The 17,644-nt window shown below is 38.0% G+C and carries 13 protein-coding genes; all 13 read left to right on the top strand.

The window, feature by feature from the left end:
• Window positions 1-20: 20 nt before the first annotated feature.
• The 13 genes from galE (at window position 21) to pgi (ending at window position 17,587) form a co-directional block, all read left to right on the top strand.
• The gene (galE, locus tag ACS8FB_RS09490) at window positions 21-1,049 is read left to right on the top strand and encodes a UDP-glucose 4-epimerase GalE (protein ID WP_439262433.1); all 1,029 of its coding nucleotides are present in this window, start codon (window positions 21-23) and stop codon (window positions 1,047-1,049) included.
• 65 nt (window positions 1,050-1,114) lie between these two features.
• Entirely contained in the window at window positions 1,115-2,386 is a 1,272-nt protein-coding gene (locus ACS8FB_RS09485; protein ID WP_439262431.1) for a hypothetical protein, read from the top strand.
• A gap of 54 nt (window positions 2,387-2,440) precedes the next feature.
• Window positions 2,441-5,092 (top strand): glycosyltransferase, encoded by a 2,652-nt coding sequence (locus ACS8FB_RS09480; RefSeq protein ID WP_439262430.1) that lies wholly within the window; start codon window positions 2,441-2,443, stop codon window positions 5,090-5,092.
• A 41-nt stretch (window positions 5,093-5,133) separates the two neighbouring features.
• Complete coding sequence (locus ACS8FB_RS09475) at window positions 5,134-6,984, top strand: O-fucosyltransferase family protein (RefSeq protein ID WP_439262428.1); 1,851 nt, start codon at window positions 5,134-5,136, stop codon at window positions 6,982-6,984.
• A gap of 53 nt (window positions 6,985-7,037) precedes the next feature.
• On the top strand, window positions 7,038-8,153 hold the full coding sequence (gmd, locus tag ACS8FB_RS09470; protein WP_439262427.1) for a GDP-mannose 4,6-dehydratase: 1,116 nt from the start codon (window positions 7,038-7,040) through the stop codon (window positions 8,151-8,153).
• Window positions 8,154-8,167: 14 nt separating this feature from the next.
• Entirely contained in the window at window positions 8,168-9,091 is a 924-nt protein-coding gene (locus ACS8FB_RS09465) for a GDP-L-fucose synthase family protein (protein ID WP_439262425.1), read from the top strand.
• Window positions 9,092-10,261: a DegT/DnrJ/EryC1/StrS family aminotransferase gene (locus tag ACS8FB_RS09460; RefSeq protein WP_439262423.1), complete on the top strand. Its 1,170-nt coding sequence runs from the start codon at window positions 9,092-9,094 to the stop codon at window positions 10,259-10,261. It begins immediately after the preceding gene.
• Between the two features lie 46 nt (window positions 10,262-10,307).
• The gene (locus ACS8FB_RS09455) at window positions 10,308-10,751 is read left to right on the top strand and encodes a GDP-mannose mannosyl hydrolase (protein WP_439262421.1); all 444 of its coding nucleotides are present in this window, start codon (window positions 10,308-10,310) and stop codon (window positions 10,749-10,751) included.
• 30 nt (window positions 10,752-10,781) lie between these two features.
• A complete protein-coding gene (locus tag ACS8FB_RS09450) occupies window positions 10,782-12,200 on the top strand; it encodes a mannose-1-phosphate guanylyltransferase/mannose-6-phosphate isomerase (RefSeq protein ID WP_439262615.1) in 1,419 nt (472 codons plus the stop codon).
• Window positions 12,201-12,256: 56 nt separating this feature from the next.
• A complete protein-coding gene (locus ACS8FB_RS09445; RefSeq protein ID WP_439262420.1) occupies window positions 12,257-13,426 on the top strand; it encodes a nucleotide sugar dehydrogenase in 1,170 nt (389 codons plus the stop codon).
• 12 nt (window positions 13,427-13,438) lie between these two features.
• The gene (locus ACS8FB_RS09440) at window positions 13,439-14,962 is read left to right on the top strand and encodes a glycosyltransferase family 2 protein (protein ID WP_439262418.1); all 1,524 of its coding nucleotides are present in this window, start codon (window positions 13,439-13,441) and stop codon (window positions 14,960-14,962) included.
• 69 nt (window positions 14,963-15,031) lie between these two features.
• A complete protein-coding gene (locus ACS8FB_RS09435; protein WP_439262416.1) occupies window positions 15,032-15,916 on the top strand; it encodes a UTP--glucose-1-phosphate uridylyltransferase in 885 nt (294 codons plus the stop codon).
• Between the two features lie 3 nt (window positions 15,917-15,919).
• Complete coding sequence (gene pgi / locus ACS8FB_RS09430) at window positions 15,920-17,587, top strand: glucose-6-phosphate isomerase (protein ID WP_439262414.1); 1,668 nt, start codon at window positions 15,920-15,922, stop codon at window positions 17,585-17,587.
• The last annotated feature ends 57 nt before the right edge of the window (window positions 17,588-17,644 follow it).

Genomic DNA, 17,644 nt, shown 5'->3' with positions numbered 1-17,644 from the left:
TTTTATTGTAGCGAATTGTCATGAATAACAAGATCTTAGTAACTGGTGGCGCTGGTTATATTGGCTCACATACTTGTATTGCGCTGCATCAAGCGGGCTATGATATTGTAGTATATGATAACTTGTCAAACAGTAACCTTGAGTCTGTCAACCGGGTCTCTAAGCTCAGTGGACAACCAATTGAGTTTATCAAAGGTGATATCCGAAATGCTAAATTACTTAGAGAAGTATTCGATAAGCATAAGTTCTTTGGTGTTATTCACTTCGCAGGCTTAAAAGCCGTGGGTGAATCCGTTGCTAAGCCTCTAAAGTACTATGACAATAATGTGAATGGTACGATTACTTTACTCAATGTAATGGCAGAATACAACGTCAGTAACTTCATCTTCTCTTCATCAGCTACTGTATATGGCGACCCTAAGACTCTGCCCATTGATGAAAACTCTCCGAGATCTTGTACCAACCCATATGGGCAAAGTAAACTTACAGTTGAGTACATTTTAGAAGACTTAGCTGTATCGAATGATAACTTGAACTTAGTGACACTGCGGTACTTTAACCCAGTAGGTGCACATCCATCAGGACAGATTGGTGAAGATCCCAATGATATCCCAAACAACTTGATGCCTTATATTTCACAGGTAGCAGTAGGCAAACTTACTAAGCTTAGTATCTTTGGTAATGACTACCCGACGGTAGATGGTACAGGCGTACGTGACTTTATTCATGTTACTGACCTCGCACAAGGCCATGTTGCTGCCTTAAGCTATTTGCAGAAGAAAAATCTACCTGTTGGATTTTTACCTATTAATTTAGGTACTGGGAAAGGTACATCTGTATTAGAACTGGTATCTGCTTTTTCTGAAGTATCTGAGCAACCAATACCTTATCAGTTCGTTGCCCGTCGCGTAGGTGACATAGCCAGTTGCTATGCAAGTGCTAATAAAGCGAAAGATTTATTAGGATGGGAAGCCAAACTGTCTATCACTGAGATGTGTCAAGATACTTGGCGTTGGCAGCGTATGAGCCCTAATGGTTGTGAATCATAGGCTCTTAAATTCATTATAGTAATATATCAAATGTTATTTAATCAAAAAATTTAGAGGTATAATACATGAGCGTTATAATTCAAGCGGGGCATCCTTCTTCATATTCTTCTTTATTAATAGAAATGTTATACGATAGAGGACTAAAGAAAGCAGAGGATTCCAATTTACAACAATTAACTTCCGAACAAGTATCTAAAAATCTATATAAAATTAATAAAAAGTCAAAAGATATAGAGCATAATAAGCTTGCTGATAGTATCTCTGTAGACTTTCTACTTGCTAATATCGATCAGTATATATGGGGTTGGGAAAGCCCTTATAATTTACCGTTGTTATCCTATTGGGAGCAGTTTGAGCTACAAAGTAAGTTTATCTTAGTGTTCGATCATCCAAAAAATATGTTCTTTGATTTAAAGAAAGAAGATATTAACTTAAGTTTTATAGATAATATAATGCAAGAGTGGGTGAGGTATAACACCCAATTAATTGTATTCTTAGAAGAAAATAATGGTAGGTGTATATTATTAGAAGGGCTAGCCGCTGCGAATAATATAGAATCGGTAAAAAAAGAGATAGAAAATTTAGTTGGAGTTGAATTTTTAGATAGTAATTTGGGTTCGGGTTTTGTAGAAAAAAAAGAATTAAACATCGAGTATAAATTTATTATAGATGAGATTATTATTAGATACTCCGAAGTTGTTTTACTATTTAATAAGCTGCTAGAGAAATCATTGATTAGTCAAAGTAATTCTATAGGTGACTCTATAAACTTAAGTATTAATGATTTACTCGGTATTTTTAAGCAGCAGGGCTTTCATCAAACAATAAATAGTCCGTCCGTTGAGCACCTTAATACTGAATATGACGATAGCTTGCTAGAAGAAAATATATTGTTAAGAGAGCAGATTCATAGCATTCAAGAGGATTTTGAATGCTACTTTTTGAAAAAAAATAAGTCAAAATCTGCTGAAATACCTAGCTGTAAAGAATCTATTTATAAAGTACCTGTATATTATGGAGCGCAAAAAATAATAAAGGATAGCTTCTCGTATAAGTTAGGGTCTATTCTAGTAGAGAGTGGACGCAGTCCAAGAAAAATAACTGAGTTACCCTATTTTTTATTTGAAGAATATAAGAGTTATAAAAGTAAAGAAAAGAGTAAATTGGAAAACATTCCTATTGAAGAATATTATGATTTCTATGAAGCGGAAATAGTGAAAAGGCATTTATCTTATAAATTAGGTAAAACTATAACAGATGGGTTTAGTAGTCCATATGCTTTTATATCTTTACCTATAAGTATAGGTAAAGAGGTGCTGAAGTTTAAAAATGATTAGGTTTATAATTCGGTTTAAAATGCTAGTTTTATTAAATTATTGAGAGGTTTATGTATGAGTAATCATTTTTCGGCAGCTAATGCTTTTCTAAGATCCAAAAATTTTAATAAAGCAATTGATTTATATGAGAAATGTATAAAAGAAAACCCAAATTTTAGCTACTATTATGAGAACATAGCAATTGCATATTTTGAAATAGGTGAATACAAAAAAGCCAAAGAGATGATGGTTGGAGCACTGGAAAAATCTTCGAAATCTTCAAAAAAAATAATTAAAAAGCATAATTATGTTTTCAAAGAACTGAAACTAGACTTAGTTGATAAAATCGAAAATGTCAACCTCCCTTCAAGAGATATAGAGAAAAAGCTATGGTCAGGTTTCTCCACTTATGCTTTACTTGGTTTGTATAACTGTTTTGGAAAGGATAACGTTAAGAATAAAGATAAAGCTAGAGTGGCTTTTACTTTAACTAGATGGCATCTCGTTAATAATCAATGGGGTAAAGCAATAGAATGTATTAATAAGATAAAAAAATATGATATATCCTTATATAGAAGTAAAAAATTAAAGCTTCTATGGATTGAGAGTTTGATTGCTTTAGAAGAGTATGATAAAGCTAAAGGTTTAATTGACTATGTTTTAGATGGAAAATTAGATTCTGACTTTATTTGTGCGCTAAGTAATTTGATAAACGAAAGTGAAAAGAGTAATGAAAATTTTGATGAAATGCGAATTGACCAACTAAATAAAATATACACAGGTAATGACATAAGCCCATTATCATTATTAGATGAAAATAAAGGGTTTGTATTTGGTAATATAGGTTGTTCTGTTTTACATAATGTTGAAGAAAGTGAATTTAAAATTAGTGTACTGATGCCTGTTTATCAAGCTGAGGAATTTATTGAGCTGTCAATAAACTCAATGCTTAATCAGACATGGCAGAACTTAGAAATTATTGCTGTAGAAGATTGTAGCTCTGATAGAAGCTGGGAGATTTTGGAAGAATTAGCTGCTAAAGATAGTCGACTCAAAATATATCGTAATGAAAGAAACAGGGGTGCTTATACTACTCGAAATAGAGCGTTAAGCTTGGCAAGCGGTGATTTCATCACTGTGCATGATAGTGATGATTGGTCGCACCCCCAAATGCTTGAAAAACAAATGGAGGTAATGCTTAACGATAAGTCTATAAAGATTACTTGCTCTTATATGACAAGAGTGACTCCAGATTTTAAGTTTATTTTACGACCACAAAGAGGGAATCTTGAGTATGTACATAGAAGTTACCCCTCTCTTCTAATAAGATCAGAAGATATAAAATCTCTAGGTGAGTGGGACGCTGTATCTGCTAATGCAGATGATGAGTTTATACAACGAGCACGCATATTATGGGGTGAAGATTCTATAGTAGATATCATGCAAAACATTCCCTTCTCATTCTTTTTAGTACATGATAACTCTCTGACACAACAAGCTGGTACGAGTCTAAACAGCCTAACTTTTGGAATACGTCATGAGTATTCGAGACAAGCGAAATTTTGGCGTGAAAATAATAAGGATAAACCACTTAGTTATACTAGAACTAGTAAAAAATATCCCTTTCCTATACCTCATGGTTTAGCACCTAAACACTGGGAGAAGAATATTCATTATGACTTGATACTAATATCAGATTTAAGCCTTTTGGGGGGGACAAGACGGTGCAATGAAGGCTATATTAAAGCTGCTGAAGCCTTGGGCTGGAAAGTAGGATTGTTTCATTGGCCAAGATACGATTTAAAAACGGCAGAGATAGCTGATGAGTATACAAAGCTTTCCTACAATGAAAACATAGATTTTTTAGTACCCGAAGATGAGGTCACTGCTAAACTAGTTATAATACATCACCCCCCTATTTTGAACTTTGAGATTGATGCTGTTCCTAGTATAACGTGCAATAAACTAGGTATACTAGTAAATCAGTCTCCAATGCAGTTATGGTCGCAAGAACCTAGTTACTATGACAGTAATGAAGTAACTGCATTATGTAAGAAGTTATTTAATGTCAGTCCACTATGGATACCAATATCACCAAGAGTAATAGAAACATTAAATAAGTCTGGCATAGTTGATAATGTATACGAAGACACTTGGTTTCCTCCATATAACCATGAGCTAGATAATACAAGCATAAGCTTACCATTAGAATTTGGTACAAATAGAAAGATTATAGTAGGTCGACATTCTAGAGATCATTGGACTAAGTGGCCTAAAGATAAAAATGAAATCAAGCAGGCCTACCTTGCTGATAAAAGCGATATTAATGTTCTGTTGATGGGCGGTGTACAAACACCTAAAAAGCAAATCGGTAAACTCCCTAAGAATTGGCAAGCTATTGATTTCGATGCTATTTCTGTGACAGAGTTTATATCAAAGTTAGATTTTTTCATCCACTATACCCATGAAGACTATATTGAAGAGTTCGGACGAAATATTATGGAAGCGATGGCTCTAGGTAAGGTAGTCATATTGCCGCCAGAGTTTGAGGAAATATTTGGAAATTCAGCTGTCTATGCGAAACCAAATGAAGTTTATCAAACTATACAAGAAATGTGGCAAAACCCAAACCTCTATTTGAAGCAAGCTGAGCAGGGTCATAATTTTGTTAAGCAGAACTGTACATTAGATGTGGTTAAAAATAATTTGTTAAGAATTATTGAATAGGTTGGGAACTTACTTACAACAAACGAAATATGGATTCGAATATGTTTGAAAAACTAATTGAAGAATTATGCTATAAAGAAGACTTAATAGATGTAGCAAGCTTTGGGATAGCTACTCAGAGCTCAGTTTCGAAATACTCTAAAGGCAATGATGCACAACGTTCTATTGATGGAACGAGTACTGATGATTTTGCTTTTCATACTGGACTAGAGAAGTCTCCTTGGTGGGAGGTTGAGTTTGAGAGATGTGTTATTCCAGAGTATATTATCGTTAACAATAGAAAGCACGAAAAATGGCGTCACCATGCTGCTACAATCGAGGTTTCTATTATTAATGATGAAAATCAAAAAATTGTTATTCATAAAGGATTACTATATTTTGGTGTTCTTCCCAACTCGCTTCCACTTATACTCCCTCTAGCAAGTAAAATTAAGATCAGAAAATTAATAATAAGTGTTTCTAACTGGTCAGCTAATTACTTACATTTAGGGAGTATTCATATATTAGACAAGCCGTCACGTAGTTTTGGAAATAAAAATCAACTTGCTTTTATAGTTAACAGAGGTGATGGGTTAGGTGAAAGGTTGAAAGCAATACTCAACGGTATAGTACTTGCTCGAAAAACTAATGGTAAATTCTTTTATTCTTGGCCTTTATCATTTTCAGAAAGTAGTTTTCATGCTATTGATAAGGTTGAGAATATATTCAATAAGAGCTTTATAGAAGAGCATTTAATAGAGAGAGATGCTATAAATAGGTCTAATTTGAAGGCGTTAAACGAAATACCTAAACTTAACGCTGATTCTCTAACCGAGTATGATGGTATCTTAGTACAACAGCAATATCTTGTAAATCAAATTAAAGATAAAGAATATCAGTTTAGTAATTTAAGAACTGAATATAAGGAAGCATTTGAAGAAATCGGTTTTAATGAAGATGTATTAATGGCTCGCAGTTTAGCTGAGTCAGTTGTATTGAAAAATGATGTGCTCGCTATACATTTAAGATCGGGTGACTTAGTTTATGGTGAGTATAGATTTATGGATCGTTATTATGGGAAAGTAGTCCCATTGTATGTACTTGACCAAGTAATAAAAAGTTTCAAAAGATCGGGTTATGATGTTATTTTATTTGGTCAAGATATCGATGCTTGTGAATATGTACGAGATAGGCATAACATTATGTTTTCAAATGATTTAATTGATAATACTTATAATGATATACAGCGGGCAATGTTCGATATAATTTTAATGTCACGTTGTACAGAGATAATATGTGGTTCTTCAGGCTTTGCTACATTATCTTCTTGGATAGGTGGCGTTAAAGTTAGTAGTTATAAGAGCTTTATTTCTGAGAAAGATATTAAATCTTGTTTCAATATGTCATTGAAGAAAGATGGGATTCTTTCTTCTAATCGTGTAGATCCGTTGCTGAAAGCGTTTTCAATCTCTCATTATGTTAGAAGTTTTAAAGATTCATTGCCTTTAGATGAGCAGATAAGGTTAATTAAAGAATGCATAATGCTTGATAGAGAAAATAACTTTTATAGACTGTTGTTGTCTTTAGTGTATTATAAAAGTGGTGAGTTTATGGAGGCGGACAAAATACTTATTGAAGCTATAAATTATAATAATATTTACAATATAGATTGGCTTGCTAAAACTAAGTTTCCTAAAGTAACTATTTTATCTTCTTTCGTTGAGGATTTTAAGGTTTATGCTAAGCAAGGAAGCGTAGCTGCGTCTTTAGTAGTTTTTTTAAATGATTATTATAATAAAAAAGTCGATACTGATTTTTTTTCCAATATATTAAGTAACAGTAGACAAGATGCTTTAGGATATGGTCTTTTGGAAAAAAAGCTTAGAGATTTTTCTGTTAAAGGGTATAGGTAGGTTTTTATTTTCATTCTTTGTGTTAATTATACTATTTTTAAGGAAGGTGTCTTATGAAAAAAGCATTAATTACTGGTGTAACTGGTCAAGATGGTAGCTATTTAGCTGAGTTTTTATTGGAAAAAGGCTATGAAGTACATGGCATTAAGCGTCGAGCTTCATCTTTTAATACTCAACGAGTGGATCATATACTTCAAGACCCACATGAACGTAATATCAATTTTCATCTACATTATGGTGATCTTACTGATTCTTCTAACTTAACACGCATACTTTCAGAAGTAGAGCCAGATGAGGTTTATAACCTTGGTGCCCAGAGTCATGTAGCGGTGAGCTTTGAGTCACCAGAATATACCGCTGATGTCGACGCCATGGGCACATTACGTTTGCTAGAAGCCATTCGCTTTCTGGGGTTGGAGAAGAAGACTAAATTCTATCAAGCCAGTACCTCTGAGCTTTACGGTTTAGTTCAAGAAGTACCTCAAAGTGAGACAACACCGTTTCACCCACGTTCTCCATATGCAGTCGCAAAAATTTATGCCTACTGGATTACCGTGAACTATCGTGAAGCTTATGGTATGTACGCTTGTAATGGTATTTTGTTTAACCATGAGTCTCCACGTCGCGGTGAGACTTTTGTCACTCGCAAGATTACTCGTGGACTGGCCAACATCGCTCAAGGTCTAGATAGCTGTCTATATATGGGTAATATCGATGCCTTACGTGACTGGGGACATGCCAAAGACTACGTACGTATGCAGTGGATGATGCTACAGCAAGACGTTGCAGAAGACTTCGTCATCGCCACAGGTGTACAACATAGTGTACGTGAGTTTATTGTTTGGTCTGCTAAGCATTTAGGTATTACCTTGAGGTTTGAAGGTGAAGGCGTCGATGAAGTTGGTATAGTGGAGTCAATCGATGGCGATGATGCTCCGGCATTAAAAGTAGGTGATGTTATTTTAAAGATTGATCCAATATATTTCCGACCAGCTGAAGTAGAGACCTTGCTTGGTGATCCAAGTAAAGCTAAGAAAAAGCTTGGCTGGACGCCAGAGATTACCGTACAAGAAATGTGTGCGGAGATGGTACAAGAAGACTTGAAAATAGCCAAACGTCATGCGTTACTCAAGCAACATAACTATGATGTTCCGATGTCGCAAGAGTAATAAGAGTAGCTGATATGAAGATTTTATTGACAGGCGGTTCAGGGATGGTTGGGCGTAATATTCAGGATTACGCCCAACTGTATAGAGATGACGAGGTTTTACATCCTAGCAGTCGTGAGCTGAACTTGCTGGATTTTGAGTCGGTTAAAGCGTATCTCAAACAGCATCAACCAGACTTTATCATCCATGCTGCAGGTATCGTGGGTGGTATTCAGTCAAATATCGACAATCCAGTTAAGTTTTTGGCTGATAATATACAGATAGGACAGAATATTGTCTTAGCAGCGCGTCAGTATAATGTTAAGCATCTTATCAATCTAGGTAGCGCTAACATGTATCCGAAAACTGCACCCAATCCATTAGTGGAGGAGCAAGTTCTAACAGGTAGCTTAGATTCTAATACTGAAGGTTATTCATTGGCTAAAATAGTAATTGCTAAGTTATGCAGCTATTGCTCACTAGAGTCTGGCGGTCAATTGCAATATAAAACCCTGATACCCTGTAATTTATATGGTAAGTACGATAAGTTCGATGGTGTGAAGTCTCACATGATTCCGGCGGCTCTGTATAAACTACATCAGGCCAAACTGCAAAATGCTAATGAAGTCGAGATATGGGGTGATGGAACAGCAAGACGTGAGTTTATGTATGCTGAAGATCTAGCGGATGCTGTCTTTTATGCGTTTGATAATTTTGAGCGTATGCCTGATATGTTGAATATTGGTCTTGGTCATGATTTTAGTATCAATGAGTATTATGATGCTGTGGCGACTATAGTCGGCTTTGAAGGAAGCTTTGCGCATGACTTAACCAAGCCTGTCGGTATGAAACAAAAGCTGGTAAGCACAGAAAAGCTAGAAGAATTCGGTTGGAAGCACCGTTACTCACTCACAGAGGGTTTACAGAAAACTTATCAATATTATTTGGAGAAAAACTAAATGGTTAACTATTCGTTAGCAAGTAGCACTTGGGATGAAAAAGAATTAGCCGCGATTCAACGTGTTATAGATTCTGATATGTACTCGATGAATACGCAAGTAGCGCAATATGAAAAAGACTTTGCCTCGTTTTTCGGTTCGAAGTATGCATTGATGACCAGCTCTGGCTCAACGGCTAACTTGCTGATGATAGCCGCGCTATTTTTCAAAAAAGACAATCCTCTAAAGCGTGGTGATGAAGTCATCGTACCAGCCGTATCATGGTCGACTACATATTTTCCACTACAGCAATATGGTCTAAAAGTTAAGTTTGTCGATGTTGACTTGGATACCTTAAATATTGATTTAGATCAGCTTGAAAATGCCATTACCGATAAAACCCGTGCCATTTTAACGGTGAATTTATTGGGTAATCCAAATGACTTTGCTAGAATTAATACGCTGATAGCAGATAAAGATATTGTTCTGCTAGAAGATAATTGCGAGTCTATGGGTGCGACTTTTGAGGGACAGCAAGCAGGTACATTTGGCTTAATGGGCACCTTTAGTTCATTCTTCTCTCATCATATTGCTACGATGGAAGGAGGCTGTGTAGTCACAGATGATGAAGAGATTTATCATATCTTATTATGTATACGTGCTCATGGCTGGACACGGAACTTACCTAAAGAGAATAGTCTTACTGGTACTAAATCAGATGACCCATTTGAGGAATCTTTTAAGTTCGTACTACCCGGTTATAACGTTCGCCCGTTAGAGATGAGTGGGGCAATTGGTATAGAGCAGTTAAAGAAATTGCCTAGCTTTATATCGCAGCGTCGAAAAAATGCTGAATATTTCATATCTTTATTTGCCGACCATCCAGATTTCCTGATTCAAAAAGAGATTGGTAATAGTAGCTGGTTTGGGTTCTCTTTTATTATCCGTCAGGGTGCTAGCATTACTCGTAAAGAAGTGGTTAAAAAGCTTGTGGATAATGGTATTGAATGTCGTCCGATCGTGACAGGAAACTTCCTAAAGAATAAAGAAGTACTAGAGTATTTTGATTACGAAGTGTCAGGTACAGTAGATAACGCTGAATATCTAGATAAAAACGGTCTGTTTGTCGGTAATCATCAGATTGATTTAACCGAACAGCTAAATCTGCTGCATGAAGTGCTGAGTAAGTAATTAGCAAAGACCTATTTTTTATCATTTTGTACCTATTAGGTCTACTATGTTAAGTCGTAATACATTTCAAACCATTGTCCAAAATACGCCGCTAGTCTCGATTGATCTAATCATTAAAAATGCTCAAGATCAGGTATTATTAGGGAGAAGGAACAATCGTCCAGCGCAGGGAGATTGGTTTGTACCTGGTGGTCGTATTTACAAGAATGAAACTCTGGCTCAAGCATTCAAGCGTTTGACATGCGCTGAGCTAGATCAAGAATTTACATTAGATGAGGCATGCTTTTTAGGCGTGTTTGAGCATCTGTATGTAGACAGTGTTTTTGATAGTGAAATATCAACGCACTATATAGCTCTAGGGTACCAGCTGATTGTGAATGTTAGCTTTGATACGCTTCCTATAGATCAGCATCATCAATATCAATGGTTTGCGATAAATGACTTACTCAGTGACGCTCATGTACATGAAAATACCAAAGCGTATTTTTAGTATCAGTAACTAAGCTCCAATCAATTTAGGATAAGTATTATGATTCTACCGATAATTATGGCAGGTGGAACGGGAAGCCGTTTATGGCCGTTATCACGTGAGCTCTTTCCTAAGCAGTTTCAAAAACTATATGGTCAGACAACGATGTTGCAAGCTACTATTCTAAGATTACAAGGTTTAGACTGCTTACCCCCATTGGTTATATGTAATGAAGAACATCGTTTCATCGTCGCTGAACAGCTACGCCAAATCGGGCAATTAGATCATAATATTATTCTTGAGCCTATAGGAAAAAATACTGCACCAGCGATCGCGCTTGCCGCTATTTATGCAGCAAAGTACGAAGACAATCCTGAGTTATTGGTTTTAGCGGCTGATCATGTGGTTTTGGATGAAGATGCGTTTCGTACTGCGGTTGTACAAGCGCAAATACCTGTAAAACAAGATAAGCTTGTTACTTTTGGTATTGTGCCTCAGTCTCCTGAGACGGGTTATGGTTATATTAAGTATAATCCCAATGCTCGTGAGCAATCAGGCTTTACAGTCGAGCAGTTTGTTGAAAAGCCTGATGTCGCTACGGCTAAAGCATATCTAGAGAGTGGGAACTACCTATGGAATAGTGGTATGTTTGCCTTCAAAGCACAAAACTATTTAAATGAATTGAAAAGTCACCGTCCGGACATCTATAGTGCTTGTAGTAATGCAATGCAAAGTATTGATATTGACTTGGACTTTATACGTATCAATAAAGAAGATTTCTTTAACTGTCCTACCGAGTCAATAGATTATGGCGTCATGGAAAAAACGACTAATGCAGTTGTCATTGCGATGGATGCTGGTTGGAGCGATGTAGGTGCTTGGTCGTCTTTATGGGAAGTTTCTGATAAAGATAAAGATGACAACGTTATCACAGGCGATGTGCTGACAGTTGATAGTCATAATAACTATATATTTGCAGAAACAGGATTAGTGGCAACGGTGGGTTTGGATAATATTATTGTTGTTCAAACTAAAGATGCAGTGCTAGTCGCGTCCAAAGATAAGTCGCAAGAAGTCAAGCATATTGTCAACCAACTAAAAGCAGATAAACGTCAGGAACATAGTGTCCATCGTGAGGTCTATCGACCTTGGGGTAAATATGACTCTATCGATAGTGGCCATCGTTATCAAGTTAAGTGCATCACGGTCAAACCTAGTGAGAGGCTTTCTGTGCAAATGCACCATCACCGTGCTGAGCACTGGATTGTAGTGTCAGGTACCGCTAAAGTTATCGTTGATGGTAACGAAAAGCTAGTGACTGAAAATGAGTCTGTTTATATACCATTAGGTGCAACGCATTGTTTAGAAAACCCTGGTAAGGTTGATCTTGAGATGATAGAAGTGCAGGTTGGATCGTATTTGGGGGAAGATGATATCGTCAGATTTGAAGATCGGTATGGTAGAGCGTAAAATCTTAATTAAACAGGTTCTAATATATATAACCAAAGACAATAAATAGGTTTTTTATGAAAATAACTATCGTAGGCACAGGGTATGTTGGTCTATCGAACGCTGTGTTACTTGCACAACAGCATACAGTGACAGCCTTAGATATTGACGAAAATAAAGTCAATAAGATTAATCAGCGTCAGTCACCTATTGATGATAAAGAAATAGAAAACTTTCTAGCTCGTAAAGAGCTGGATTTGTTTGCGACGACAGATAAATTACAGGCTTATAAAGACGCTGATTATGTACTAATAGCAACTCCTACGAACTATGATACAGATACCAACTCTTTTGATACCAGTAGCGTCGAGGCGGTAATTAACGATGTATTGGCAGTTAATGCTGATACTCTTATTATCATAAAATCTACCATTCCTGTGGGCTTTACGCAAAAAACGAAAAAGAAGCTAGGCATTGATAACCTTATCTTTGCTCCTGAGTTTCTGCGAGAAGGTAAAGCGCTGTATGATAATCTATATCCCTCACGTATTATCGTTGGTGAGCAGTCAGAGCGGGCTGCAGTATATGCCAATATAGTTGCAGCCTGTGCGGTTAAAGAAGACATTGATATTTTATTGACCAATAGCGCCGAAGCAGAAGCCATCAAGTTATTTGCCAATACTTATCTTGCGCTGCGCGTCTCTTACTTTAATGAGCTTGATACTTACGCAGTCGTGCATGGTTTAGATACTGAGCAAATCATTAAAGGCGTTTGTTTAGACCCAAGGGTGGGAAACTTTTATAACAATCCATCCTTTGGTTACGGTGGTTATTGCCTACCTAAAGATACCCAGCAGCTATTGGCTAATTATGAAAATGTACCGCAGAATTTAATACAGGCAGTGGTTTCATCAAACAATACTCGTAAAGAATTCATCGCTAATGATATAGTGTCGAGTAATCCAAAGGTCGTTGGTATTTATCGTTTAATAATGAAAGCGGGCTCTGATAATTTCCGTGCGTCAGCGATTCAAGGTATTATCAAACACTTAAAACGACTAGGTACGACTGTTATTGTTTATGAACCCAAGTCTGATGAAGCTAGTTTCTTAGGCTGTGAGATTGTAAATGACTTAGATACGTTTAAGAGCAAATCAGATATTATCGTAGCCAATCGACTCTCAGAAGAGTTAGAAGACAGCTTGGATAAAATATATACTCGAGATCTATCAGGTTCAGACTATTAATTAGGCCTTTATTTGAAATACTTTACCTACGTTAGGCACAAGCAGTTTACTCATGCTCTAGCAGCGTTAAAGCCTAGGATGCGCTATATTAGTGCTAAGCGACGTTGGTATGCAGCGCGCTTAGGCTTATATCGTACTGTTTCAAAACATTCCTCATGGTTGCTAGTAAAGTCTCCACGCCATATAGTAGTCTTTACTATCGCCAATATTAAGCGTCAAAACTTAACTGACGATATAGTCAAAAGCTATATAGAGCATATCTTATATTACAAACGGTATCGTCAATTTCATCATGAATTTATCAAAGAAGTAATCTCTTTCTATCCTGACGTAATATTTAATTTCTTGAAAGCGCAGAAAGAAAAGTCAGGTACGTTAGATAGCTCCTATTATCAGGGTCTATATATTGCGCTTTTGCAGCAGTACTGCCCACTAGATAGTCACATTGATCATTACTTAATTAGTTTTTTATCATACCCAGTAGATGATGAGTATGCAGATAAAAGATGTCTCTACAGTAATATAGCGCTTAATACGCCATTGACTAAACTTGCCAATTTAAATGAAATATTTACTCATCATCAGCTTAGCCAAATAAAGCTGTTCGATGAGCAACAGCAATTCACGGTGACCAATCTACGAGTAATAGAGCAAATAAATAAAGACCAAGACTCTCAAAGTAATAGTAAGCTGCATAAAGTGACCGTTATGGTCACCACATACAATGCCAGCGAAACGATAGATAGCTGTATTAATAGCCTGTTACAGCAGTCATGGCATAACTTAGAAATAATAGTAGTCGATGATGCCAGTACCGATGATACCTTACTGCGTTTGCAATACCTAAGTGCTCACAATACCGCTATGAAAGTTATTGCTCTACCGCAAAATGTAGGGACATTTGCTGCCAAAAGCATTGGTGCGCAATATGCAACAGGTGAGTTTTTAACTTGTCAAGATTCTGACGATTGGGCGCATCCACAAAAAGTTGCAGAGCAAGTGCAGCCATTGATAGAAGACACTAGTATCATTGCGACGACATCACATTGGCTGAGGTTAGATCATGACGGTCAGTACTACGTTCGTCAAATATACCCGTTTATGCGACAAAACCCCGCATCTCCTATGTTTCGCTTGCAAACAGTTAAACAAGAGACTGGTTTATGGCATATCGTAAGAACGGGCGCTGATAGTGAGTTTTTTGAACGTTTAAAGCTAGTATATGGTAATGAAAGAATTTCAGTTATCAAAAAACCGTTAACCATCGCCAGTCATCGTCCTAACTCCCTAATGACATCGGAGCAATTTGGTATTTATAATAGCACTGCGGCTTTAGCACGTTTAGATTACTGGGAAGCATGGCGACTATGGCATATAGAGACACTCTATCAAAAAGCCTGTTTGGTTATGCTTAGTGTCGAAAAACAAGCAAATACGACACAAGCTTTATTTACCGGAATACCAGATAGCATAAAAGTAGATATGCTGAGCTTAAAAGAAAGCTTGGCCACACATACAGTATTGAGTAAGCTTTGATGTAAATTCTAGACAAAGCTCTTTATTAAATACTAACGATAAATATTAAGTTAATAGGATTGTTGAGGTATGAAAAACATCACTCATGCGGTTATCCCTGTGGCAGGCTTTGGCACTCGTATGCTGCCACTATCTAAATCTGTTCCAAAGGAGCTATTGCCTTTAGGTAATCGTCCAGCCATTCATTATGTGGTTGAAGAAGCGATTTCTGCTGGTATCAAACACATTGTACTGGTCGGCCATGCACAAAAAAGCGCGATTGAAAACTACTTCGATATCAATGCCGAACTGGATAACCAATTGCGTCATAAAGGTAAAGATGAGCTAGCCGATAGCTTGAACTGGTTACCAGATGATGTGACCGTATCGATGATACGTCAGGGTAAGCCGCTAGGGTTGGGTCATGCGGTATTGGCAGCTAGACCTATTATTGGTGATCATGATTTTGCAGTCTTGCTTCCAGATGTCGTACTTGATCCATTTACCAATGATATGACTGTCGATAATTTGGCCTTTATGATTGATGCCTTTGCTAAGGATAGTCATTCACAAATATTGGTAGATAAGGTCGCGGATGAAGATGTGCATAAGTACGGTATCGCTCAATTAAATGAAGCGTTTAATAATACGAGCAATGTCGATAGTAAAACAGATGTTAACGCCAGTTTTAAAGTCGCGGGCTTTGTAGAAAAGCCCAGCTTAGCAGACGCGCCTTCAAAATTGGCAGTGGTTGGTCGCTATGTATTTAGCAATCAAATCTTTGATTATTTGGCCAATACCAAAGCCTCTGTCGGTGGCGAGATTCAGCTGACTGATGCTATTGATGCATTGATTAGCGAATACGGGGTCAATGTGACGACTATGCGCGGCGATAGCTATGATGCGGGCGATATGCGCTCATATATGCAAGCGTTTATCTATTTTGCTCAGCATCAATTAGCGGAAGATGAATAACTGATGGATGAGATAAGTAATAATAAGGAATATAGCGGTGCTCGCCACTCTAAGTACTGGCAGCAGTTGCAAACGCTAGCGGATCAGCAGTGGTCACTTGCGACATTGTTCGCGCAAGATGATGAGCGGGCGGCGCGCTTCAGTACCCAAGCTGGTGCGCTATATATGGACTATAGCAAGCAGTGTATCGATGAGACAGTACTATCTAATTTGTTAAGTTTGGCTGATAGCTGTGATTTATCGGCTCGTATTAAGGCGCTCTTACAAGGGGCGATGGTCAATACCAGTGAAGAGCGTGCAGCCTTGCATACGGCGCTACGACTGCCAGAGACCGCAGCGCTACAAGTAGGTGACCAAAATGTGGTCGCCGATGTGCATCGTAGTCTGGCGCAGGTAGCCAGATTATCCGAGCGTGTCCGTAGTGGCACATGGCGCGGATTTTCGGGCAAGGCTATCACCGATGTGGTTAATATCGGAGTAGGTGGTTCTGATCTTGGGCCACTGATGGCGACGACCGCGCTTGATGAGTGGGCAGATACCGACATTGAAGTGCACTTCGTCTCTAATATGGATGGTACTCAGCTTGATAATTTGCTCAAGCACTTAAATCCTGAAACTACCTTATTTATTATCTCCTCCAAATCTTTTGGTACCGTTGATACGTTATCCAACGCGAAGACGGCACTGTCATGGCTGCTTGCCACTGCCAAGCTGCGCGCTGGTACGGAAGACAGTGTGTTACGTCGCCACTTTATTGGTATATCGGCTAATGGTGAGAAGATGAGCGCTTGGGGTATTCATCCTGAGCATCAGCTGCAGCTTTGGGAATGGGTCGGCGGTCGATTTTCTTTATGGTCGGCGATTGGACTGGCGATTGCTATTCGTATTGGTATGGCGGGGTTTAAAGCGCTATTGGCTGGCGCTCATAGTATGGATGAGCACTTTGCGCAGGCTGATTTTGCCGAAAACTTGCCAGTATTATTAGGCTTACTTGCCGTTTGGAACAGTACCTTTTTACAGGTGAATGCTCATACCGTACTGCCTTATGATGGTCGTCTCAGCTATCTGCCAAGCTACTTGACCCAGCTTGAGATGGAGAGTAATGGTAAGTCGGTCACCCAGCATGGTGATCATATTGATTACGATACCTGTCCGATTCTGTGGGGCGAGATTGGCTCCAATGCGCAACATGCGTTTTATCAGTTGCTACACCAAGGGACGCAGCAGGTCTCTTGCGACTTTATCGCTTGCGTGCGTCGTTATAGTGATAAGGTACACAATGCTTCTTTGCAACAGCAACATGAGCTGTCATTAGCGAACTGTCTAGCGCAAAGCCGAGTGCTGGCCTTTGGTAATGCCGCTATTGCAGGTGCTGACGCGCAGACTGTTTCTGAGGCCGATAAATATAAATACTATCGTGGCAATCAGCCGTCAACGACATTACTTATCGATGAGCTTACCCCGCATAGCTTAGGGGCACTGGTTGCGCTCTATGAGCATAAAGTATATGTCATGGCCAGTATTTGGGATATTAACCCGTTTGACCAATGGGGCGTTGAGATGGGTAAGCAGATGGCTGAGTCGGTGCATCATGCGATGCAGCAAGAGGACAGTGGTCAATTTGATACCTCTACCGATCAGCTCTTACAGCACATCAAGCGCTTCTCTTAACGTTGTTTCAGGTTTAATGATGAAGCTATCGTAGGCTGGGTTTTTAACCCAGCTTTA

It is taken from the genome of Psychrobacter sp. 1U1, from assembly GCF_051847535.1.
In the GTDB taxonomy this organism is placed as follows: domain Bacteria; phylum Pseudomonadota; class Gammaproteobacteria; order Pseudomonadales; family Moraxellaceae; genus Psychrobacter; species Psychrobacter saeujeotis.
This window is presented reverse-complemented; position numbering and strand designations above follow the sequence as displayed.

Bases quoted from the DNA above. Each gene is read 5' to 3' on its own strand.
- gmd (WP_439262427.1), top strand. From the start codon at position 7,038: ATGAAAAAAGCATTAATTACTGGTGTAACTGGTCAAGATGGTAGCTAT.
- ACS8FB_RS09480 (WP_439262430.1), top strand. From the start codon at position 2,441: ATGAGTAATCATTTTTCGGCAGCTAATGCTTTTCTAAGATCCAAAAAT.
- galE (WP_439262433.1), top strand. From the start codon at position 21: ATGAATAACAAGATCTTAGTAACTGGTGGCGCTGGTTATATTGGCTCA.
- ACS8FB_RS09435 (WP_439262416.1), top strand. From the start codon at position 15,032: ATGAAAAACATCACTCATGCGGTTATCCCTGTGGCAGGCTTTGGCACT.
- ACS8FB_RS09445 (WP_439262420.1), top strand. From the start codon at position 12,257: ATGAAAATAACTATCGTAGGCACAGGGTATGTTGGTCTATCGAACGCT.
- ACS8FB_RS09475 (WP_439262428.1), top strand. From the start codon at position 5,134: ATGTTTGAAAAACTAATTGAAGAATTATGCTATAAAGAAGACTTAATA.
- ACS8FB_RS09455 (WP_439262421.1), top strand. From the start codon at position 10,308: ATGTTAAGTCGTAATACATTTCAAACCATTGTCCAAAATACGCCGCTA.
- ACS8FB_RS09465 (WP_439262425.1), top strand. From the start codon at position 8,168: ATGAAGATTTTATTGACAGGCGGTTCAGGGATGGTTGGGCGTAATATT.
- pgi (WP_439262414.1), top strand. From the start codon at position 15,920: ATGGATGAGATAAGTAATAATAAGGAATATAGCGGTGCTCGCCACTCT.
- ACS8FB_RS09485 (WP_439262431.1), top strand. From the start codon at position 1,115: ATGAGCGTTATAATTCAAGCGGGGCATCCTTCTTCATATTCTTCTTTA.
- ACS8FB_RS09460 (WP_439262423.1), top strand. From the start codon at position 9,092: ATGGTTAACTATTCGTTAGCAAGTAGCACTTGGGATGAAAAAGAATTA.